This is a genomic window from Streptomyces sp. NPDC006610 (assembly GCF_040611575.1).
Classification (GTDB): Bacteria; Actinomycetota; Actinomycetes; order Streptomycetales; family Streptomycetaceae; genus Streptomyces.
In genome coordinates this window covers 47,809-68,902 of sequence record NZ_JBEXOP010000007.1, presented here as the reverse complement: position 1 = coordinate 68,902, position 21,094 = coordinate 47,809, and the positions used below count along the sequence as shown (strand labels likewise).

Below are 21,094 nucleotides of genomic sequence, written 5' to 3'. Positions count from 1 at the left end.
CACCCACCGCCGGGTGGCCCCTTTGCGAGACGGAGAAGCGCCACCCGCCCGATCCGGGACGGGCGCCGCCGACGCACCGGGCGCGCCGCGGCCCGGCCAGTGCCGAAGGAGTGATGCCAGTGCCCAGGCCCTGCGTCCGGTCCGCGGACCGGCACGTGCCCGCCGTGGCGGGAACCGGCCGCGGAGGCGGCGCATGACCGCACAGCCGGCCACCTCCGCGTCCGCGTCCGCGTCCGCCACCTCCGGGTCCGCGTCCGCCGCCTCCGCCGTGCCCTCCGCGCAGGACGAGCTGCTCGCGCACTTCGACGGCCTCATCGCCGCGGGGGAGACCGTCGAGCCCCGCGACTGGATGCCCGACGGCTACCGCAGGATGGTGCTCCGGCAGATCGCGCAGCACGCCCACTCCGAGATCATCGGCATGCAGCCGGAGGGCTCCTGGCTCACCCGCGCCCCCTCCCTGCACCGCAAGTCGGTGCTCATCGCCAAGGTCCAGGACGAGGCCGGGCACGGCATGTACCTCTACTCCGCCGCCGAGACGCTGGGCGTGGACCGGGCCGAACTGCTCGACGCCCTGCACAAGGGCCGGCAGCGGGCCTCGGCCACCTTCAACCACCCCGCGCTGACCTGGGCGGACACCGGCGCCATCGCCTGGCTCACGGACGGCGCCGCCGTCATCAACCAGGCCCCCCTGTGCCGTACGTCCTACGGGCCGTACGCCCGGGCCATGCGCCGCGTCTGCCAGGAGGAGGCCTTCCACGTACGGCAGGGATACGACCTCATGCGCGCCCTGTGCGAAGGCACCCCGGAGCAGAAGGCGATGGCCCAGGACGCGGTGAACCGCTGGTGGCTGCCGGCCGTGGCCCTGATGTTCGGGCCGCCCGACACCGGCACGGACGGAACCGGCACCGCCGCACTCGGCGCCGCCGTCTCCCGCCGCGCCATGGCCTGGGGCATCAAGCGCCACACCAACGACGGACTGCGCCAGCGCTTCGTCGACACCTGCGTCCCCCAGGCCGCACGCCTCGGCCTCACCCTCCCCGACCCGGCGATCCGCTGGAACGAGGAACGCGGCCACTACGACTTCACCCCCGTCGACTGGGACGCCTACCGCGCGGCGCTGGGCGACGACACCCACTGGTCCCGGCAGCGCGTCGCACACCGGCGCGCGGCGCACGAGGACGGCGCCTGGGTACGGGAGGCGTCCGCCGCGTACGCCGCGCGCTGCGCGGCCGACGACACGTCCCCGGCCCCGTCCCCGGCCCCGTCGTCGGCCTTGTCGTCGGCCTCGGAGGCGCGGACGGCCGGCGACGCGGCCACGGCGGAGGCCGCACCGGGCGGAACGGGAACGGGAACGGAGGAGCGCGCGTGAACCGTCAGCCGGAGGGCGCCCCGGCGTCCTGGGAGGTCTTCGTCCGGCCCCGCCGCGGCCTCGCCCACCAGCACGTCGGCTCCGTGCGCGCCGCCGACGCCGACACCGCCCTGCTGCGGGCCCGTGACCTGTACACCCGTCGCGGCGACCCGCTGTCGCTGTGGGTGGTCCGCTCGGACGCCGTGCACGCGGCGTCCCCCGACGAACGCGACCCGTACTTCGCGGGCGCACGCCACAAGCCCTACCGGTACCCGGAACACTTCGCGCCGCTGACCGAGAAAGGCCCCGACGGTGACCACCTCGACTGACCCGGCCACGGTCGCCGAAGCCGCACGCGCCGAAGCCCCGCGCGACGCACGCCTCGACGCCCACCTCGCCGTGCACCTGCTGCGCCTGGGCGACGACGCCCTCGTCCTCGGGCAGCGCCTGTGCCAGTGGATCACGCGGGCCCCGAGCATCGAGGAGGACATGGCCCTGTCCAACATCGCCCTCGACCTGATCGGCCACGCCCGCACCCTGCTCACCCTCGCCGGGCAGGTGGACGGCACCGGACGCACCGAGGACGAGTTCGCCTTCACCCGCTCCGAGCGGGAGTTCACCAACGCCCTGCTGACCGAGCTGCCGAACGGGGACTTCGCCGTCACCGTCGCCCGGCAGCTCGCGTACACGCACTACGCCGTCCCCTACTACGAGGCCCTGGCCGGCTGCGCGGACGACCGGCTGGCCGCCTTCGGCCGGCGGGCCGCCAGGGAGGTGGCCTTCCACCGGATGCACGCCGACAACTGGACGCTGCGGCTGGGGCTCGGCACGCCCGAGAGCTCCCGCCGCATGCAGCGGGCCCTGGAGCGGGTGTGGCCCTACACCGCCGAACTGTTCGACGAGGACGAGGTCGTACGCCACCTCGTGTCGGCCGGCACGGTCCCCTCCCCGGCCCCGCTGCGCCCGGTGTGGGAGCGGGCCGTGGGCGAGGTCGTGACCCGCGCGGGCCTGACCGTGCCGGACCCGGACTGGCGGGCCCGGGGCGGGAGGGCGGGCCTGCACACCGAGGAGTTCGGCCCGCTGATCGCCGAGATGCAGTCGGTCCACCGCCAGTTCCCGGGAGGCCGCTGGTGAACGGCCCGACCCGGCCGGCCCCGGCGGCGCCGCGCCCCGTCGTATCCCTGCGCCCCGCCCGCACGACGGCGGAGGTACGGGCTCTGGTGGAGGCGCTGCCCGATCCGGAACTGCCGATGATCGGCCTCGGCGACCTCGGTGTGATCCGCTCCGTCGCCCCGGCCGCCGACGGAGTGCTCGAGGTGGAACTCACCCCGACCTACCTGGGCTGCCCCGCGCTGCCGGCCATGGTCGCGGCGATCCGGGACGTCCTCGCCGCGAGCGGCCACCCCGAGGGGCGGGTCCGGCAGGTGCTCTCCCCGCCGTGGACGACGGACCGCGTCACGGCGGCCGGCCGGGAGAAGCTCGCCGCCCACGGCATCGCCCCGCCCCTGCCCGTCGCCGCGAGCGGCCCGGTCCCCGTGGCCCTGGCCGCCGTGCCCTGTCCCCACTGCGGCTCCCGGGCCACCCGGCCGCACAGCCCCTTCGGGCCCAACCGCTGCCAGTCCGTACTGCGGTGCACGGGATGCCAGGAGCTGTTCCCCCACCTGAGCGCGCTGTGAGGCAGACCGTGAACACCGCCGCCACCACCTGCCGGGACTCCGGCCCTCCGGACCCCGCCGCCCCCCGCGAGGACTCCGCCGCCCCGCCTTCGCCCCCGGCCACCCCCCGCCAGGCGTCTCCCGGCCGCCCCGGGGCCGCGGGGCGGCGCACCGGCCGGCACCGGCTCGCGGTCGTCGACGTCCAGCGGCTCACCGCGGACGCGGTCGCGGTGACCCTCGACGTGCCCGACGTCCTGCGCGACGTCTTCGCCCACCGGCCCGGGGAACACGTCGTCGTCCGGCACCGCCGCGCCGACGGCGCCGAACTGCGCCGCAGCTACTCGGTGTGCCCCCCGCCGGCCGACCCGACGGCACTGCGCCTGGTGATCCGCCGTGGGGCGCCCGGCGGCTTCGGAGACCACGCCGTCACCGGCCTGGTGCCCGGCGACGTGCTGGAACTCTCCCCGCCGACGGGCACGTTCGCCCTGCCCGAGCATCCCGGCGGCCACCACGTCCTCGTCGGGGGCGGCTCCGGAATCACCCCGCTCGCCGCCCTGGCCGCCGCCGCCCTGCGCGAGGACCCGGCCTGCCGTGTCAGCATCGTCCACTCGGTCCCCACGGCCGCCGACGCCCTGCTCGCCGACGAACTCGCCGAACTCAAGGACGCGTTCGTCGACCGCCTCACCGTCACCCATGTGCTCACCCGAGAGTCCGGCAGCGGCCTCCCGGGCGGTCGGATCGACGACGCGAAGCTGTCCCGGCTGCTCACCGCGCTCGACGCGCTCCCCGGCCCCGACACCACGTTCGCGCTGTGCGGCCCGGCAGGCATGGTCGCGGCGGTCCGCCGTTCACTCACGGAGTGGGGCGCCGACCCGGCCCGGATCCGCTCGGAACTGTTCACTCCCGCGGACGAGTCATCCGCGGACGCCCCGTCCCCGAGCGCACCCCCACTCCCCAGCACACCAGCCCTCAGCGCACCAGCTCACAGCACACCGTCCCCGAGCACACCACCCCCCACAGCTCCCACCCCGCACGGAACCCGCATCACCGCACTGCTGGACGGCCGCAGCCGCACGGTCACCGCGTCCCGGGACGCCACCGTCCTGGACGCGCTGCTGCCCGCCCACCCCGACGTGCCGTACGCCTGCCGCGAGGGCATCTGCGGCAGTTGCCGGGCCCGGGTCCTCACCGGACGCGTGACCACGGGCCCGCAGCACGCGCTCGGCGCCGAGGAACAAGCCGCCGGCTACACGCTCGTGTGCCGAGCCCGGCCCCTGAGCTCCGAACTCACCCTCGACTTCGACGTATGACCGGGGGAGCGGACCCGCCGCGCCCCCTCCACCCGTCACCCACAAGTCACCCACCCACAAGCCACCCACCCACCAGTCACCCACCCACCAGTCACCCACCCATCAGTCACTCACCAGCCACGCACCAGAAGGAGAAGACGTTGAGCACCACCTTGCGGCACGAAGGCAGGACCGCCCTGGTCACCGGAGGCAGCCGCGGCATCGGCCGGGCCATCAGCCGGCGCCTCGCCCGTGAGGGCGCCCTCGTCGCGGTCCACTACGGGCACGACGCGACGGCGGCCGAGCGCACGGTCAAGGAGATCGAGGCCGACGGCGGCCGGGCCTTCCCCGTCCACGCCGAACTCGGCGTACCCGGCGACGCCGACGCCCTCTGGGAGGCCTACGACCGGGCCCTCGCCGACCAGGAAGACACCCGCCCCGGCGTGGACATCCTCGTCAACAACGCCGGCATCACCCTCCCGCGCCCCATCGCGCATGTCACCGAGGCCGACTACGACCGCGTCTTCGCCGTCAACACCAAGGCCCCCTTCTTCATCATCCAGCGCGGACTGGACCGGCTGCGCGACGGCGGCAGGATCATCAACGTCTCCTCGGTGGCCACCCGCGTCGCCTTCCCCCCGATCGCCGCCTACACCATGACCAAGGCGGCCCTCGACTACCTCACCCTCTCCCTCGCCCAGGAACTGGGCCCCAGGGGCATCACCGTGAACAGCGTCGCGCCCGGCTACACCGAGACCGAGATCAACCCCACCCTCAGCATCCCGGAGATCCGCCAACGGTACGCGGCCGCCTCCGTCTTCGGCCGGCTCGGCGCCCCCGCCGACATCGCCGACGTGGTCTCCTTCGTGGCCGGCGACGACGCCCGCTGGATCACCGGACAGTGGATCGACGCCTCCGGCGGCGTCCACCTCGGCGTGTGAGAGAGCCGCCCCCGCGGCACCGACGGCAGCACCAGGAGATGCCATGAACGACAGCACGTCAGCCCCCGTCCCGCCCATCGCCGCCGCCGAGGACGACCTCGACCCGCTGACCCGGCCCTTCCCGGGCGCCAGCCCCTACGACACGTACGTGCACGCGTCCGTCCTCAACACGCTCCAAAGCCCCCTCACCGAGGCCCCCGACGAGATGGGCTTCCTCATCACCACCCAGGTGATGGAGCTGTGGTTCACCCTCGTCGTCCACGAGTGGCGCACCGCACGGACGGCCTTCGCCAAGGACGACCTGGACGCCGCCATGGACGCGCTGGTACGCAGCCGGCGCACCCTGACCGCCCTCAACGCCGCCTGGGCGCCGATCGGCGCGCTCACCCCCGCCCAGTTCAACGGCTTCCGGGCGGCGTTCGGACAGGCGTCCGGCTTCCAGTCGGCGATGTACCGGCACATGGAGTTCCTGCTGGGCGACAAGTCCGCCGGGATGCTCCGCATGCACCAGGGCGACGCCGCGGTCCACGAGGCGCTGGCCGAGACCTACCGCGAACCGTCCCTCTACGACGAGGTGCTGCACTTCCTGCACCGGCGGGGACTGCCCGTCCCCGAGCACGTCCGGGACCGCGACCCGGCCGTCCCCCACACCTGCGACCCGGGCGTGGTCGAAGCCTGGCGGCAGGTCTACGCGGGCCCCCAGCACGACCCGCTGCTCGTCCTCGGGGAACTGCTCACCGACATCGCCGAGCTCGTCGCCCGCTGGCGCTTCGACCACATCATGGTCGTCCGCCGCGCGATGGGCGCCAAGAGCGGCAGCGCCGGCTCCACCGGGCTCGCCTGGCTGGAGGAACGAGCGACCCGCCCGGTCTTCCCCGAACTGTGGGAGGTGCGCGGTGGCGTCTAGGACGATCTCCGCCTTCGCCGCCGAGGAGGAGAAACGGGTCCTGAGCCTGAAGCCGGTCCTCGCGCCGGTGCACGGCCGCTACGGGGACCACCCCCACCAGGTCTACGACGCCTGGCCCGCCGAGGACCCCGCCGCCCCGCTGGTGATCCTGCTGCACGGCGGCTACTGGCGCTACGACCGCATGCACCTGACCCCCTTCGCCGCCTACCTCTCCGGGCAGGGTTTCGACGTGCTGCTGCCGGGCTTCCGCAGGTCCGGCGGCGCAGGCGGCTATCCGCAGACGTTCGACGACGTCGCGCGGATCGTGGACACGCTGCCGCGGGGGCGGCCGTACGTCCTGGCCGGGCACTGCTCGGGCGGCCACCTCGCCCTGTGGTGCGCGGCCCGCGGCCTGCTGCCCCCCGGCTCGCGCTGGCACACCCGGACCCTGCCGACCGCCGTGCTGGCGCTCGCCCCGATCACGGACCTCGCCGCCACCCGCCGCGACGGCCTCAGCGACGACGCCGCCCTGCAACTCCTCGGCGGCGCTGAGCTGTTCGAGGAGCGGCTGCCCCGGGTGGACCCGATCACCCTGCTGCGCGACGCGGGCACGACCGGCGTCCCGACCGTACTGCTGCACGGCGCCGTCGACGAGGAGGTTCCGCAGGCCCAGTTCACGGACTACGCGTCCGTGCACCGCGACCTGCGGACCGTCGTACTGCCCGGCACCGGCCACTACACGCTCATCGAACCCGGAGCGCCCGGCGCCCGTGCGGTGGCCGACACGCTGGGGGAGATGGCGGCCGGCTTCGGCGCCCGGCACCCCCGGGACGACGACCGGAAGGCCGCAAGCCCCCGGTGATCCGCCGCCCCGTCGCCGGACCCCGCCGTCCGACGACGGGGCGCCCGTACCGGACGTCCGGAGCCGCGTACGGCCGCGGGTCCGCCGACCTGTTTGACGTGCGCCCGGCACGACCGACCCGCGGTGTGGTCGGTCCGAGGACCGGGCGGCGCACGGCGTCACCCGTTCGTGTCGCCCTCCGGAACATTTCGGACGTTCCTGTCAGCAATCGGGGCGCTGTCCCGTTCAAGACCCGGGGAGCAAGCGAACCACAGGAGCACCACATGAAACACCGCATCGTCGTCCTCGGCGCCGGCTATGCCGGGGCCTACGTGGCCGGAACCCTGGCCCGTCGGCTGTCCCCGGACGACACCGAGATCACCGTGGTCAACGCCGAACCGGACTTCGTCGAGCGGCTGCGGCTGCACCAGCTCGCGGCCGGTCACCCGATCGAGCCGCTCAAGCTCGCCGACGTCTTCGCGGGCACGGGCGTACGGCTGCGCCTGGCCCGTGTCACCGCCGTCGACCCCGAGCGCCGGGTCGTCGCCCTCGCCGACGCCGAGGACGAGCTCGCCTACGACACGCTCGTCTACGCACTCGGCAGCCACGTCGCCCACAACGGCGTCCCGGGTGTGGACGAACACGCCTTCGACGTCACCGGCCGGCCGTCGGCCCTGCGCCTGCGCGAGCGCCTGGACACCCTGGAGCGGCGGGGCGAAGGCGGCAGCGTGGTGGTCGTCGGCGACGGGCTGACCGGCATCGAGACCGCCCCCGAGATCGCCGAGGCCCGGCCCGGCCTCGCGGTCACGCTGATCGCCCGGGGCGAGCTGGGCGCCCGGCTCTCGCCCGGAGCCCGCGGCCACCTGCGCCGGGCCTGCGACCGGCTGGGCATCACGGTCCTGGAGCACACCAGCGTCGAAGCCGTCGAGGCGACGAAGGTGCTGTGTTCCGGCGGCACCACCCTGGCGTCGGACGCGACCGTGTGGACGGGCGGGTTCACGGTCCACCCCATCGCCGCCGCCAGCGGCCTGGAAGTCACCGAGAACGGCCGGATCGTCGTCGACCGCACCATGCGGTCGGTGTCGTACCCGAACGTCTACGCCGTCGGCGACGCCGCCTACGCCGTGGGCGACAACGGTATCGCCGTGCCGATGTCCTGCGCCTCCGCCGGCTGCACGGGGCGCCAGGCCACGGAGGCGATCGTGAGCCGCCTGACCGGCCGCAAGGTCCCGACGGTCGCGCTCACGTACCTGGGCAACCACATCAGCCTGGGGCGGCGCGACGGGATCCTGCACCTGGTCGACGTCCGGGCGCAGCCGAAGCCGGGGTACGTGGGCGGCCTGAAGGCCGCGCGGGTCAAGACGGCCATCATCCGGATGTCGCTGTGGGCCGTCTCCCACCCGACCTTCGGCCTGCCCACCCGCAGGCGTCGCCTGGCCGCCGCGCCGGACGCGTCCGCCGAGAAGGCTGCCGCATAGCGGAATAGGGTGTTCCGCGTGAACAGCACCACCACCACTGATCGCTTCGACGCGGGTCGGTTCGAGGCCAGCCGGAACCGGCTGGCCTCCTTGGCGTACCGGCTGCTGGGCTCCGCCGCCGACGCGGAGGACGCCGTACAGGACGCGTTCCTGCAGTGGCAGGCCGCCGACCGCCGACGGATCAAGGTGCCGGAGGCATGGCTGACCAAGGTCGTCACCAACCTCTGCCTCGACCGGCTCCGCTCGGCCAGGGCCCGCCGCGAGCGCACCGTCGGCGCCTGGTTGCCGGAACCCCTCCTCGACGGCGACCCGATGCTCGGCCCGGCCGACACCGTCGAACAACGCGAATCGGTCTCCCTGGCGGTGCTGACCGTCATGGAACGCCTGTCCCCCCTGGAGCGGGCCGTCTACCTCCTGCGCGAGGCGTTCTCCTACAGCCACGCCGAGATCGCCGGCATCCTCGACATCACCGAGTCCGCGAGCCAGCAGCACCTCCACCGGGCCAGGCACCGCGTCACCGCAGCGCGCCGCGGCGGCGAGGTCGACCCGGCGTCCGCCCGCAGGATCGTCGAGGAGTTTCTCGCCGCCGCCTCCTCCGGCCGCACCGAACGCCTGGTCGCCCTGCTCACCGACGACGCGACCGCGATCTCCGACGGCGCCGGCCGGGCCGAGACAGCGCAGCGGTACGACACCCCGCAGCGCGTCGCCGCCGTCGCACGCGGCCTCAAGCCCACCCCCGCCAAACGGCGCCTGCTCGGCGGCACGCCCGCCGTCCACTACGCGCTCGTCAACGGCGCCCCCGCCCTCCTGCTCGTGCTCGGCGACCGGGTCGTGGCCGCCGTCGCCTTCGACATCGCGGACGGCCGGATCGCCACCGTGCACGGCATCGCCGCCCCCACCCGCCTGTCCCGTCTCACCGAGACCTGGCGCCGCCGCGAACCGGACACACCGCTCCTCGCCGAGTGGTGACACGGACCGACCAGGACCGGAGGCGTCCCGGATCACCGGCACGCTCCCACGCCCCGCACCCGAGCACACGTACTCGGGCGCGGGGCTGGATCAGTGCTCGGGGCAACCGGGCGCCCGTCCGCGCGCCGCCGTCAGGCCGGCATCTTCGCCGTTGACCGGCTGCTGGCCGGCTGCGCGCCGGAGCTGCTGGAGCCGCCGGTCAATGTGGTCCGGGTCGGTCTTCATCCGGAGGGACTGGCGGGCCGGACCGGCAATCGCGCGGAGTGGGGCGGCCATCTGCTGCGGCAGGTGCGCCACCGTGCCGACCGCACCCATGACCGGCGGCACCGCGAGCTGGCCGCGGAGATCGCCGGCTACCTCGGCGGGTCCGGTGCCGCGATCCCCGGCACCGGACCGGTGATCACCCTGGAGATCGACGTGGACGGCGCCCGGCTGCGGTTCTTCGGCACTTCCGCCACGCTCAGCACCGCCACCGACGCGGCCTTGGAAGGACTGCATCTGGAGACGTTCCCGCCGGCCGACGAGGAGACCCGGCGCAGGTTCGGTCGGATGTAGATCCGGGCAGTCCGGGATCGGCCGACCGGGGGTCGGCCGCGGAAGGCGAGCAGGTCGGAGCCCCGCCGTTCCGATACAGCGAGCACGACCCAATCTCTACCCACTTCCAAGTGAAAGCTGCTACCTTTTAGTTGTCACTGTTAAAGACGGTGGTCGGCGTCGATCGGTGCAAGGATCGGCGCGCAGTGACGAGGCCGACGAACACCGTCGGCCGGCACCGACCCCGCAACGGACGTCGCGTGGGCGTTTCCCCCGGCGACACGCGGCCAGGGCCCTCGGCATTCGCCGAGGGCCCTTCTCCTTCACCACCCTGTGCCGGGCTACTCGGCCACCCGCGCCCGCGTGACCGACCGGCCCCGGTCATCGAGGCCGGCCAGCACCGCCTCCACGAACCCCCGTCGGTCGTCGTCGTGATCGCGGAACCACCGCCCCACATGGTGATCCGCGCCCGGAAGGTCGAAGCGTGCGTACCGGGCGCGCGCGGCCAGCGCATCCTGTACGGCCTCGGTCACGGCGGGTGGGATCACCGCGTCCGTGCCCGGCACGGCGAGCACCGCCCGGCCCTCGTACGCCCGCAGCACCTCCAGCGCACGCGACCGCCGCCAGCTGTCCGGCCGCCGGATGATGCCACTGAACCGCCCGTTGCCCTCCCCGAAGGGCACGTCCCACGCCTCGGCGGCATACACGGCGGGGGCGCACAGCCCCAGCGCCGCCACTCGGTCCCCGTAGTGCGCGACGAGATCCGCCACCGTCTGCCCGCTCATGCTGAACCCCACCGCAACCAGCGGCCCGTCCGCCCCCGCGTACGCGTCGATCACCGCCACGACTTGCTCGAACCGCCGCCGCAAACTCGACTCACTAAGCGCACCGGTGCTTTCACCGTGCCCGGAGAAGTCGAAGGCGATCCCGCGACAGCCGTGCGCCACGAACTCCCGCACCACCGGGAGCACCCGTTCGGCGCTGCTGGCGCCCGCCCCGTGCAGCACCACAGCGGTGGCCCCGGACGGGGGACCGCCGAGCACACCGCTGAGCCGTTCACCGTCGTGGCCGTGTGTGAAGGGGAAGAGCATGTCCCCATTGTCGGTGGGGCGACCCCGCCCCGGGAGGGCCCGGGCTCAGCCGATGATCGCGACCGGGGCGTCCCAGGCGTTGCGGTCCACGGTGATGGTGTGGCCGCCGCGGGTCTCCTTGCTGTTGGCCGTGTACTGGTGGCCGCGGCTGTGGTCGGTGTACAGCCTGGGGTCCCAGTGCCAGTCGGCCCGCCGCCGGCCGGTCAGTGCCCCCCTTGGGCGCCCGCGCCGAAGGAGGGCCGCGACGCGGACGTCAGCCGTCGTACGACAGGCCGTGCCCGGAGGGGAAGAGGACCTCGGTCGGGTCGTCGGCGCGCTGGACGGGCACGGGCAGTCTGCCGTGCGGCTCGACCCGGCCGGCGATCACCCGGGCGGCGGCGCGCAGTTCGACCTCGGTCCAGCAGTAGGAGGCCAGTGAGGCCGGGACGTCGCCGAGGTGGGCGATGTCGTAGGGGTTGCGCACCGCGAGGTGGACGACCGGGACGCCCGTCGCGAGCAGCCGGGACATCAGGGTGCGCTGGGCGCTGGTCGCGCCGACGTTGTCCGTGGTGACCACGACCGCGTCCCGTCCCTGCGCCGCGGCCACGGCCTCGTCGATCTTCGCCGCGTCGGGCGCGCGGCCGGTGGCGAGGTGGGTGGTGCTGTAGCCCAGTTCGTCGAACGCCCTGGCCAGTTCGGGCACCGTGGTGCGGGTGCCGTCGGTCGGGAAGGCCGGGCTTGCGCCGACCACGAGCAGCTTCTTCTGGCCACGGCGCAGCGGGAGCGCCTCGTTCTCGTTGACGAGCAGGGTGGTGGTGCGCTCGGCGATCCGGGCGGCGGCGAGCCGGTGCCTGCGTGCGCCGACGACCCGATCGACCTCTCTCGGGGACACGTAGGGGCTGCCGCTGAGCAGACCGACCTTGTCCTTGAGCCGCAGGATGCGCAGGACCGACGCGTCGAGCCGGTCCTCGGTGATCTCTCCGCTGCGGACGGCGGCCAGGACGCCGTTGTAGGCGACGTCGATGTCCGGCGGGAACAGCAACTGGTCCGCGCCGGCCTTGAGGGCGAGGACGGGCACGCGGTCGTCACCGTACTTGGTCCGCACGCCGCGCATGTTGAGGGCGTCGGTGACGATCACGCCGTCGAAGCCGAGCTCGCCGCGCAGCACGCCCTGGAGGATCGTGGGCGAGAGGGTGGCGGGTTCGTTGCTGGGGTCGAGCGCGGGGACCTGGAGGTGCGCGGTCATGATCGAGTCGACGCCCGCGGCGATGGCGGCCCTGAAGGGCGGGGCGTCGACGCGGTCCCACTCCTCGCGGGTGTGGGTGATCACGGGGAGTCCGGTGTGGCTGTCCTCCGCGGTGTCCCCGTGGCCGGGGAAGTGCTTGGCGCAGGCCACGACGCCGGCCTGCTGATAGCCCGTCACCTGGGCTGCCACCATACGGCCGACCTCGCGGGGGTCGGCGCCGAAGGAACGGACGTTGATGATCGGGTTGGCCGGATTGACGTTGACGTCGGCGACCGGGGCGAAGTTCTGATGGATGCCCAGAGCGGCGAGTTCGGTGCCGGATATGCGCCCGGCGGTCCGCGCGCCGGAGAGCGAGCCGCCCGCGCCGAGCGCCATCGCGCCCGGCAGCTGGGTGGCGCCGCTGCCGATGCGGACGTTGGCCCCGTGCTCCTGGTCGATGGAGATCAGCGACGGGATGGGGGTGGGCAGGGCGAGCGAGGCCCGCTGCACACCGTTCGTCAACTCCGCGACCTGATGGGGGTCCTGGATGTTGTTCGCCCACCCGGAGAAATAGATGACACCGCCGATGTGGTACTTGGCGATGAGCTCGGCCACGGTACGGACGCCGAGTTCCCTGAGGTTGCGGTCCTGGTCGAACTGGCTGGGAGAAGTCGCCGACGTGCCGTAGAAGTACGGCACGAAGAGCTGGCCGATCTTCGCCTCGACGCTCATCCCGGCCATGATCTTTTTGAGGCGGTCGTCACGGTCGTGCGCGAGCGCGGGGGTGGCCGTGACGCCCACGACGCCGGTCGCGCTCGCGGCGGCCACGGTCGCGGAGGCGAGGACGGTTCTCCTGGACAGACTCCGGTCCTGCATGCGGACATGCTCCTTCCAGCCTTGCCCAGCAAGGGAATTGAAGGAAACGTGCACTGCTCGGTGCTCCGAACAGCGGGAAACGTAGCCCTCACGTCACGGGCGGGGCAAGAGGTCTAGACAAAATAGGTCTAGACAATGTGGAAAGGCGACGAGCCGTCGGACCCGCCCGGTAGCGCTCCGCGGCCCTGGCGCCGGGCCTCGCCATCTCGGGGTCGATCTCGCGGTCGATCTCGCCGTCGCGGTGGTGGAGCCGGCGCGTGTGTGGGACCGCGGTTTCCGTGGCACTCGTAGCAGCGGCGGGGTGCCGGCCAGGCCGCACCGCCCGGAGCGAGGGGCCGTGGCCGACCGGGTGAGTGGCGGACGGTGCCGACGTGACCCGCAGGATTGCCCTCACAACGTGGTCGGGACGACATGGTCGAGCACACGAAACGCGGCAAGCAGTACGCCGTCGCCGCCTCCGGACAGTGGACCGACGAGGAGGAAGGCCGCCGTAGGCTGCCCGCCGGAGAGGTGCACGCCTGGGAACCGGGCCGGAACGAGACCGTGTGCGGGCTGTCCCTCCACCGCTCGCAGCTCGCGCGCTTCCCCCACGTCAGCTGGCCCGACACCTTCCCGGAATCCGGCGGCGCGGCCGACAGGGTGCAGCGGGTGTGCCCACGCTGCGCCGCCGCGGCCGGACGCCGCGGCCGGGACGCGCGCCCACGGTGGCACCGCGTCCGCCCCCGGCCGTGAGTACGGCTCCGGTGTCTGCACGCATCCCGGACAACGGCGGCCACGGACGCGGCCGCCGTGACGAAGGCCCGCCACGGAGTCCGGTTGCCGCCTCCCACACGGCGCCGGAGCGAATCCTCAAGGCGCCACGCACCGTTTCCGCACCCGGACCGGGGGCAACCGTGCGGGCATGACAGGTACATCGTTCGCGCGACGCACCCGGCGCACCGCGCGGCGCGCCGCCGACAGCACGGCGATCGACCGTGCAGCCCGGGCCGGCTTCGTGGCGCGAGGGGTGCTCTATTTCCTCATCGGGATGATCGCGATCCGTATCGCCTTCCACCCCGGCAGCGGCGAACAGGCTGACCGCTCGGGCGCGCTCGCCGAGATCGCCGACAAGCCCTTCGCCTCGGTGCTGCTGTGGGCGCTGGGCATCGCCACGGCCGGGATGGCGCTGTGGCGACTGTCGGAGGCGGCGTTCGGCGCCTCCGCTCCGGACGGGCGCAAGGCGCACAAGCGTCTGCTCTCCGCCTGCCGTGCCGTCTTCTACGGCTTCGTCGCCTACTCCGTGATCGCCTTCGCCACCGGGTCGGGCAACGGGGGCAACTCGTCCGACCGTCAGTCCAAGGACATCACCGCGAGGGCGCTCGAGATGCCCGGCGGACGCTGGCTGGTCGGCGCCGCGGCGGTCGGGGTGATCGTCGCGGGCGGATGGATCCTGGTCCGGGCGGTACGTCGCACATTCCGCAAGCACCTGCGGATGGCCGGAGTCGGCCGACAGGTGCGCCGGACGGTCGACGCGCTCGGCGTCTGCGGCGGTGTGGCCCGGGGGCTCCTGTTCGGCGGCGTGGGAGCGTTCGCCCTGATCGCCGCCGTGCGGTTCGATCCCGAGAACGCCAAGGGGATCGACGACACGCTGCGCGCCTTCACGCGGACCCCGGTCGGCCCGTGGCTGCTCGTCGTGATCGCCGCGGGTCTGCTGGCCTTCAGCGGCTTCTCCTTCGCCAGCGCTCGCTACCGCAGGACCTGAGCCGGCGGTCGTTCGACGGCGAGGGATCGCGGGGACCGGCAACAGTGGCGCGATCGCAGGAGTCGGGCCCTCGATCCCTGCGGGGGCCGGGCTTCGCCCCACCGGCACCGTGCTGACCGTGATGAGCGGGACACCAATGCCCGGTGACGGGAACCGATGTGACGCGTTGACACTCCTGTCTGACGGGGATCCGGGAGACCGCGCTGTCGTCGCTCCTCCCCGGACCTCCACGGCACACCTCTCACGTGTGCCGTCACATCGACGAGTCGAGAACGAGGAAGCCACGTGCCCCTGCCGATGCACCGACGTCTGGCCATGAGCGCCACCCTGATCGCCGCCCTCGCAGGCGGCCTCGTCCCCGCCACAGTGGCCGCCGCGGCGCCGGCCGCCCCCACCGCCCCCGCGGACCGCACGACTCCCGCCCCCGACATGGTCGGCGTGACGGCGGCCCTGGAGTCCGCGATGGCCAACGGCGCACCCGGCGCGATGGCCCGCTTCGTCGGACCCGACGGCATCAGGACGCGCACGGTCGGCGTCCGCGACCGCGTCTCCGCGGCAGCCATGGACATCCGGGCACGCTTCCGCATCGGCAGCGTCAGCAAGACCTTCTCCAGCGTCGTGCTGCTCCAACTGGTCGACGAGGGAAGGCTGGAGCTCGACGCCCCGGTCAACCGCTACCTGCCCGGACTGCTGCCCGACGACCGCATCACGGTCCGGCACCTGCTCACCCACCGCAGTGGCCTCGCCGACTACACCGAGGCCATGTTCGCGCAGACCGTGCCCGGCTTCGAAGCCGTCCGCAACCGCGTCTTCACCTACCAGGAACTGGTCGACCTCTCACTGGCCGAACCCCGCACCACCGAGCCCGGTGTCGCCTACAAGTACTCCAACGCCAACTTCATCGTCGTCGGCATGCTCATCGAGAAGGCCACCGGGACGTCGGTCGCCAAGCAGTACGAGCGGCGCATCATCGAGCCGCTGAAGCTGGGCCGGACCTCCTACGTGCATCCGCAGACCCGGATCGCGGGTCTGCACGCACGCGGCTACCTCCACCCCGACGAGGCCGGGGCGCCGCTCGTCGACTCGACGGAGCAGACCGCTTCCTGGGCCCAGTCGGCCGGCGCGGTCATCTCCGACCCGGCCGACCTGAACACCTTCACCACCGCGCTGATGCGGGGCAAGCTGCTCTCGCCCCGGATGCTGGACGCCATGACCACGGTCACCCCGACGGACACCGCCCAGACCCGCTTCTACGGGCTCGGGCTGCGCCGCTACGACCTGTCCTGCGGCACCCAGGTGTACGGCCACACCGGCACCGTGCAGGGCTTCTACACGTACGCCTTCGCCACCCGCGACGGCCGGCGCGCGCTGTCCGCCATGGCGAACACCTCGAACCGGGGCGCGGCGAACACGGCGCTCGGCGGATCGCTGGAAGCCGCCTTCTGCGGGAAGAAGACCGAGCCCACGGCGTCGTCGACGCGTGCGCCGCGCCCGCTCGCGACCATGCCGGCGGAGGCCGACCTGCCCGAACGGCGCTGAGGCCCGCCGCGGGACCCCGGTGACGGAGTCCCGCACCCGCCGTCCCCGCGTTGCCCGCCCGCCTGTTCGCCGTCGACGACGTCGAGGACACCGTTGCCCGCCTGCGGTGCACGCCTTTGACGAGGTGGCCCTCGTCCGGCCGCACCCGTCGAAGACGGGCCACGCCGCACGGTCCGCAAGTGGCAGGCCAACCTTCCGGTGGCTCGTGAGTCTCACTCATCGGGGGTGGCGGGCATGTCGGAGCATCAGATCGCGTTCTTCGTGCGGGAGTTGGGGACGTCGGCGGACCCGGCGAGGCGCGCGGCGTCGGCCAAGGGGCTGGGGCGGCTCGGGCGGGCGGAACACGCCGCCGCCCTCGTCCGGGCGGCCGGTGACGGGGATGCCGCGGTGCGGGCGGCGGCTGCCGTGGGGCTGGGCCGGCTGGGGGTGCGGCAGGCCGCCGCCGAGGTGCTGCCGGCGCTCCTGGTGGACCCGGATCCGCGCGTGCGGCGCCGAGCGTCGCTGGCCGTGTTGCGCCTCGGGCTCGACGGGCCCGGGATAACGGAGACGTTCGCACGGCTGCTGTCCGACCCGGACCGGCATGTGCGGATCAACGCCCTGACCGCCCTGGAGGCGCGGGGCACGGTCGGGGACGCGGCGGCCGTGGCCCGGCTGCTCGGCGACCCGCACGACGTCGCCTGGGGACTCGCCCGCAAGCTGCTGTACCGGTCCGACGACGATCCGGCCGTCGCGGCGGAGGTACTGCGCACCGCCAGGCAGGGCGCCCCCGCCGCCCGTGTCCGGGCCCTGGCCATGGTCCCCTCCCGCTGCGACGGGGCACTGTTCGACTCCCTGCTCACCGGACTGCGGGACCCGTCGGCGCAGGTGCGTGCCGCGGCGGCCTCCCGGCTGAGAAGCATCGGGTACACCACCGTGCGGGACACGCTGGCGGCGGCTCTGGAAGCGGAGACCGACCCGCGGGCGGCCGCCGCGATGCTCAGGGACGCCGAAGGGGACGACGATCCGGACACGGCCGGTGTCGCGCTGCGATGGCTGACGGACCCCGTGGCCGGACCGAAAGCCGTACGCGCCCTGGGCGGCCTGGGCGTCTCGGAGGCGGCCGAGCGGCTGGAGTCCGCACTGGACGACAGCAGTCTTCCCGCCTCGACCCGGGCGGCCGCCGCCGTGGCCGTCGCGGAGGGCGGCGGGTGGGACGCCGTATGGCAGCTTCTGCCGTACCTCGACGACGAGGACCCGGTACTGCGCGCCGGGGCGGTCGACGGGCTGGGCGTGCTGGTGAGGCACGGGCTGCGGCCGTGGGAGCGTCACGCGGTGGCGTGGGCGCTGACGGCGCATCTGGAAGCCGGGCACGACGTCTCGCAGACCCGCAACGCCCTCCGCGGCCTCGCCCAGGCGCTGCCCGGCCTACGCCGCCTGGCGGACGAGACGTCGAGCGGGAATGTGAGGGCCGCCGCGCTGTGGCTGCTGGAGGACGGCGGTGCCACCGCACGCCAGGACCTGCGGCGCTTCGTGCGGAGCCTGGACGATCCGGACGAGGGCGTCCGCCGTACGGCGACGTCCGGTCTGCTCGCGTGGGCGAGGGCCACCGGCGCACTGCCTCCGGACATCGGTCCCGCCCGCGACCGTCTGGCCCGCCTCGCGTCCGACGACGGCTCGCCGGGGGTGCGGTGGGTCGCCGCCGCCGCACTGGAGGCCCTCGACGCCCCGCCGACCGGGTGAGCCGACCGAGACGGGCCCGGCCGTCGCTGCAGGCGACGGCCGATCGCCGGGCCCTCGGGGTGGGGGAGGTGACAGCCCCTCCCACCTGCAAGCGATCCGCCTGTCCGGACCGGCGAAGAGCGACGTGAGTGGGGCCGGCGAGGAGTTCGTCCGGCACGATGCCTCCCCGAACCGCCCGCCGCCCGGTTCCGTGACCTCGCCGCCCTGCGCCGGTTCCACTCCGCGAGTTCGTCATGGCACCGCACGCCCCCATCGGGCGCCGGGCCCGTGCCGCGTGACACCCCCGGTGCCGCGGCTGCCCCGCACGGCACCACCGAAACACGCCGGACCCGTGCGGTCCAACGCCTGCCTCCATACGTTGAGGGCATGATCCGACCGGACCCGGCGGGGAAAGGACACACGTGGACGTCGATACGAGGGTGCTGCGCTACTTCCTGGCCGTGGCCGAGCATCTGAGCTTCACCCGGGCCGCTCGGGAACTCTTCGTCACCCAGCCGTCCTTGAGCCGGCAGATCCAGCGGTTGGAGAGCGACCTGGGGGCCGAGCTGTTCACCCGCGCCGGCCGGGAGATCCGGCTCACGCGTGCGGGCGAGGACCTGGTGGCCGCGGCGCGGCGGGTGCTGGACGACTGGGAGCTGGCGCTGCGTCAGGTGCGGGGCGCCCGGGCCGCGCGGGAGCGGTTGCTGCGGGTGGGGTTCGTGGCGACCGGCGCGGGACCGCTGGGGCGCAGGGCGCGTGCCGTGTTCAGCGCCCGGCGCCCCGACGTCCGGATCGAGCCCAAACGGTTCGAATGGGGCGGTGAGGCGGAGGCGTTGCGGCAGGGCCTGGTCGACGTCGCCTTCGTCTGGCTGCCCGCGGATCTGACGGGGTTGCGGGCCGAAGTCGTCGCGACGGAGCCGCGGTGGGTGGCGATGGCCGCCGGGCACCGGCTGGCGGGCTCCCGGGAGCCGGTCGACATCCTGGAACTGCGCGACGAGCCGCTGATGTGGACGGGCCGGGCCCCCCGCGCCTGGGTGGACTGGTGGGCGGTCAACCCCCGGCCGGACGGCTCCGCTCCGGTATGGGGGCCCGAGAACGACAACGTGGAGGAGATGCTCGAACACGTCGCCGCCGGCGCCGCGGTGTGCTTCGGCACGCGTTCCATGGCCGCGTACTACGCGCACCCCGAGCTGGTGTGGCGGCCGATCGCCGGCATCGAGCCGCTCCGCGTCGCCGTCGCCTGGCCACCGGAGGCACACGGCGAGGCAGTCCACGACTTCCTCACCGCCGTCCGGGAAGCGGCGACCGACGACGCCCCGCGGACGACAGCGTGAGGGCGAGGGCCTGCCGGCCCTTCGGCCCGCGGCCGGGAACCCATGCCCCGAACGCATGGGCACAGGCATTGGACCGCGTCGCGGAGCGGCTGATTCGCTGAGCCCACCTTCGGCAGCGGGAGTTCGGCACCGACGTCGGACCGCGCCGGAGGGGAACCGCGGGACACGAGGAGGGACATAACGGTGGACGAGCCGTTGAGCAGAAGCAGCGTGCTGCGCGGAGTGGGACTCGGGGCGGCGGGGCTGGCCGCCGTGATGCTCCCGGGGGCGGGCGCCGCCGGCGCCGCGGTGCCGGCCGGAACGGGTGAACACCCGCATGTGCGGCTGATCCGCCGCTACTACGAGGCCTACGCGTCGGGCGACCCGGAAACGCTGAGGCCGTTCTTCACGCCCGACATCCGCTGGACCATTCCCGGCCACCACCCACTGGCCGGGACGAAGGAAGGCGTCGACGAAGTCCTCGCATTCTTCAGGGAGTTGAGCAAGTCCGGCTTCCGGGCGAACACGCTGTGCATCGCAGCCGACCGGGACTGGGTCGTCGACCTGCACCGGGGGTGGAGCACGACTCCCGAAGGACTCGACACCATCTGGGCGCTCGCCTTCCGCATCCGGGGCGGGAGAATCGCCGAGGCGGTCAACTTCGCCGGGGACCAGCACGCCGCCGACGCCTTCTTCTGGCGCGCCCACCCCCTCGCACCGCTGCCGGACCGCCTCGCCGCAGAGCACGACAGGTAACCGACCGCCGACCGGACGTGTGTCCCGGCCGCGATGAGCGCCGAGGGCGTCGCCGACCGCCTCGACTCGGGTCAGTACCCGCAGTGCGCGCCGAAGATCCCGCTGAAGGATGCCCTGTCAGTACCTGCCTCGGCAGTGACTCCCTCTTCACCAGCGAGAGAGGTTCGCTGAGGGCCGGACAATCCAGGCCGTCTGAAAGGATCCACTCGGCATGCGTTTCAGGACTGCCGCACCGCCGGCCCGCGTCGGCCTCCATCGCGCCGGGCTGGCCGCGGCCTCCCTGCTCTCCGCCACGATGCTCCTCCTGTTCTCGGCCGGTGGCGCGCAGGCGCATCACGGGTTCGACGACTTCGACACCGACCGCCTCTACTACATGGCCGGTACCGTCTCGCAGGTCCGCTGGGGCGAGCCGCACTCCTATTTCACCGTGACCGTCGAGGACGGCCTCCCCGCCGATGCACCCGAGCGCGATCTGCCCGTCGGGCTGCGGGACGCCGCCGACAGCGATCCGATCAGCGCCGCACCGTCCTACAGCGGTTCGCACGACGAGCTGGCCGTCACCATCGCGCCGCCGAGCTTCACCTCGATGTGGGGCCTTGACCGCAAGCTCGACGACGGCGAGCGGATCGAAGCCGTCGGCTACATCGGCAAGAGCCACAACGACGAGTTCCGTCCAGTGGTGTTCTGGGTCGAGGACGGGCAGCCTGTCAACCAGGTGCTCAACGAGGAGCTCCCGGCCACTCCGCTGCCGGTCCCGTATCCGGAACGCGGCGCACCGTCCGCCGACGCCGATCAGGATGCGCCGTCGACCTCAGCGGACTCCGAGGCCACGTCACCGACTGCGGTGTGGGTCGTGCTCGGTGTCGTGCTGGTTGCCGTCGTCGCGGGTGGAGTCTTCTCCCTGCGAGCACGGTCGCCCCGAGCGTGATTGCTCT

Annotated in this window: 20 protein-coding genes and 1 pseudogene; 18 read left to right on the top strand and 3 right to left on the bottom strand. The window is 73.6% G+C overall.

Annotated elements, in window-relative coordinates:
• Positions 1-193 precede the first annotated feature (193 nt).
• The 11 genes from paaA (at position 194) to ABZY13_RS07930 (ending at position 9,962) form a co-directional block, all read left to right on the top strand.
• A complete protein-coding gene (paaA, locus tag ABZY13_RS07980; protein WP_356628027.1) occupies positions 194-1,369 on the top strand; it encodes a 1,2-phenylacetyl-CoA epoxidase subunit PaaA in 1,176 nt (391 codons plus the stop codon).
• Positions 1,366-1,677: a 1,2-phenylacetyl-CoA epoxidase subunit PaaB gene (gene paaB, locus ABZY13_RS07975; RefSeq protein WP_356628026.1), complete on the top strand. Its 312-nt coding sequence runs from the start codon at positions 1,366-1,368 to the stop codon at positions 1,675-1,677. Before paaA ends, paaB begins: the two co-directional genes overlap by 4 nt.
• A 70-nt stretch (positions 1,678-1,747) precedes the next feature.
• Complete coding sequence (gene paaC, locus ABZY13_RS07970; RefSeq protein ID WP_356628136.1) at positions 1,748-2,482, top strand: 1,2-phenylacetyl-CoA epoxidase subunit PaaC; 735 nt, start codon at positions 1,748-1,750, stop codon at positions 2,480-2,482.
• Between the two features lie 47 nt (positions 2,483-2,529).
• Positions 2,530-3,024: a 1,2-phenylacetyl-CoA epoxidase subunit PaaD gene (gene paaD, locus ABZY13_RS07965; protein ID WP_356628134.1), complete on the top strand. Its 495-nt coding sequence runs from the start codon at positions 2,530-2,532 to the stop codon at positions 3,022-3,024.
• Positions 3,021-4,313, top strand: coding sequence for a 2Fe-2S iron-sulfur cluster-binding protein (locus tag ABZY13_RS07960; protein WP_356628025.1), 1,293 nt, complete (start codon positions 3,021-3,023; stop codon positions 4,311-4,313). Before paaD ends, ABZY13_RS07960 begins: the two co-directional genes overlap by 4 nt.
• Before the next feature lie 140 nt (positions 4,314-4,453).
• A complete protein-coding gene (locus tag ABZY13_RS07955; RefSeq protein WP_356628024.1) occupies positions 4,454-5,233 on the top strand; it encodes an SDR family oxidoreductase in 780 nt (259 codons plus the stop codon).
• 43 nt (positions 5,234-5,276) lie between these two features.
• Positions 5,277-6,140: a tryptophan 2,3-dioxygenase family protein gene (locus ABZY13_RS07950; RefSeq protein ID WP_356628023.1), complete on the top strand. Its 864-nt coding sequence runs from the start codon at positions 5,277-5,279 to the stop codon at positions 6,138-6,140.
• Complete coding sequence (locus tag ABZY13_RS07945; protein ID WP_356628022.1) at positions 6,130-6,981, top strand: alpha/beta fold hydrolase; 852 nt, start codon at positions 6,130-6,132, stop codon at positions 6,979-6,981. The genes ABZY13_RS07950 and ABZY13_RS07945 overlap by 11 nt, the downstream gene beginning before the upstream one ends.
• Positions 6,982-7,244: 263 nt before the next feature.
• On the top strand, positions 7,245-8,438 hold the full coding sequence (locus ABZY13_RS07940) for an FAD-dependent oxidoreductase (RefSeq protein ID WP_356628021.1): 1,194 nt from the start codon (positions 7,245-7,247) through the stop codon (positions 8,436-8,438).
• A 9-nt stretch (positions 8,439-8,447) separates the two neighbouring features.
• Positions 8,448-9,407: an RNA polymerase sigma factor SigJ gene (gene sigJ / locus ABZY13_RS07935; RefSeq protein ID WP_356628019.1), complete on the top strand. Its 960-nt coding sequence runs from the start codon at positions 8,448-8,450 to the stop codon at positions 9,405-9,407.
• Between the two features lie 93 nt (positions 9,408-9,500).
• Positions 9,501-9,962: a hypothetical protein gene (locus ABZY13_RS07930; RefSeq protein WP_356628018.1), complete on the top strand. Its 462-nt coding sequence runs from the start codon at positions 9,501-9,503 to the stop codon at positions 9,960-9,962.
• 320 nt (positions 9,963-10,282) lie between these two features.
• Here ABZY13_RS07930 and ABZY13_RS07925 read toward each other — a convergent pair whose 3' ends face one another.
• From ABZY13_RS07925 to ABZY13_RS07915, 3 genes and pseudogenes are all read right to left on the bottom strand, one after another.
• Complete coding sequence (locus ABZY13_RS07925) at positions 10,283-11,032, bottom strand: alpha/beta fold hydrolase (protein ID WP_356628017.1); 750 nt, start codon at positions 11,030-11,032, stop codon at positions 10,283-10,285.
• Positions 11,033-11,077: 45 nt separating this feature from the next.
• A pseudogene (locus ABZY13_RS07920) lies at positions 11,078-11,218 on the bottom strand (peptidoglycan-binding protein); the annotation flags it as partial.
• A gap of 67 nt (positions 11,219-11,285) precedes the next feature.
• Positions 11,286-13,112 (bottom strand): glycoside hydrolase family 3 protein, encoded by a 1,827-nt coding sequence (locus ABZY13_RS07915; protein ID WP_356628016.1) that lies wholly within the window; start codon positions 13,110-13,112, stop codon positions 11,286-11,288.
• A 411-nt stretch (positions 13,113-13,523) separates the two neighbouring features.
• Between ABZY13_RS07915 and ABZY13_RS07910 the strand changes: the two genes are divergently transcribed.
• From ABZY13_RS07910 to ABZY13_RS07880, 7 genes are all read left to right on the top strand, one after another.
• Positions 13,524-13,844, top strand: coding sequence for a hypothetical protein (locus ABZY13_RS07910; protein ID WP_356628015.1), 321 nt, complete (start codon positions 13,524-13,526; stop codon positions 13,842-13,844).
• 169 nt (positions 13,845-14,013) lie between these two features.
• Complete coding sequence (locus ABZY13_RS07905) at positions 14,014-14,853, top strand: DUF1206 domain-containing protein (protein WP_356628014.1); 840 nt, start codon at positions 14,014-14,016, stop codon at positions 14,851-14,853.
• Between the two features lie 285 nt (positions 14,854-15,138).
• Positions 15,139-16,392 carry a serine hydrolase domain-containing protein gene (locus ABZY13_RS07900; protein WP_356628013.1) on the top strand — a complete coding sequence of 418 codons (1,254 nt, stop codon included), beginning with the start codon at positions 15,139-15,141 and terminating at the stop codon, positions 16,390-16,392.
• A 234-nt stretch (positions 16,393-16,626) separates the two neighbouring features.
• Positions 16,627-18,111, top strand: coding sequence for a HEAT repeat domain-containing protein (locus ABZY13_RS07895; protein WP_356628012.1), 1,485 nt, complete (start codon positions 16,627-16,629; stop codon positions 18,109-18,111).
• A gap of 401 nt (positions 18,112-18,512) precedes the next feature.
• On the top strand, positions 18,513-19,424 hold the full coding sequence (locus tag ABZY13_RS07890; RefSeq protein ID WP_356628011.1) for a LysR family transcriptional regulator: 912 nt from the start codon (positions 18,513-18,515) through the stop codon (positions 19,422-19,424).
• Positions 19,425-19,607: 183 nt separating this feature from the next.
• Positions 19,608-20,159 carry a nuclear transport factor 2 family protein gene (locus tag ABZY13_RS07885; protein ID WP_356628010.1) on the top strand — a complete coding sequence of 184 codons (552 nt, stop codon included), beginning with the start codon at positions 19,608-19,610 and terminating at the stop codon, positions 20,157-20,159.
• Positions 20,160-20,454: 295 nt separating this feature from the next.
• A complete protein-coding gene (locus ABZY13_RS07880; protein WP_356628009.1) occupies positions 20,455-21,087 on the top strand; it encodes a DUF6152 family protein in 633 nt (210 codons plus the stop codon).
• The last annotated feature ends 7 nt before the right edge of the window (positions 21,088-21,094 follow it).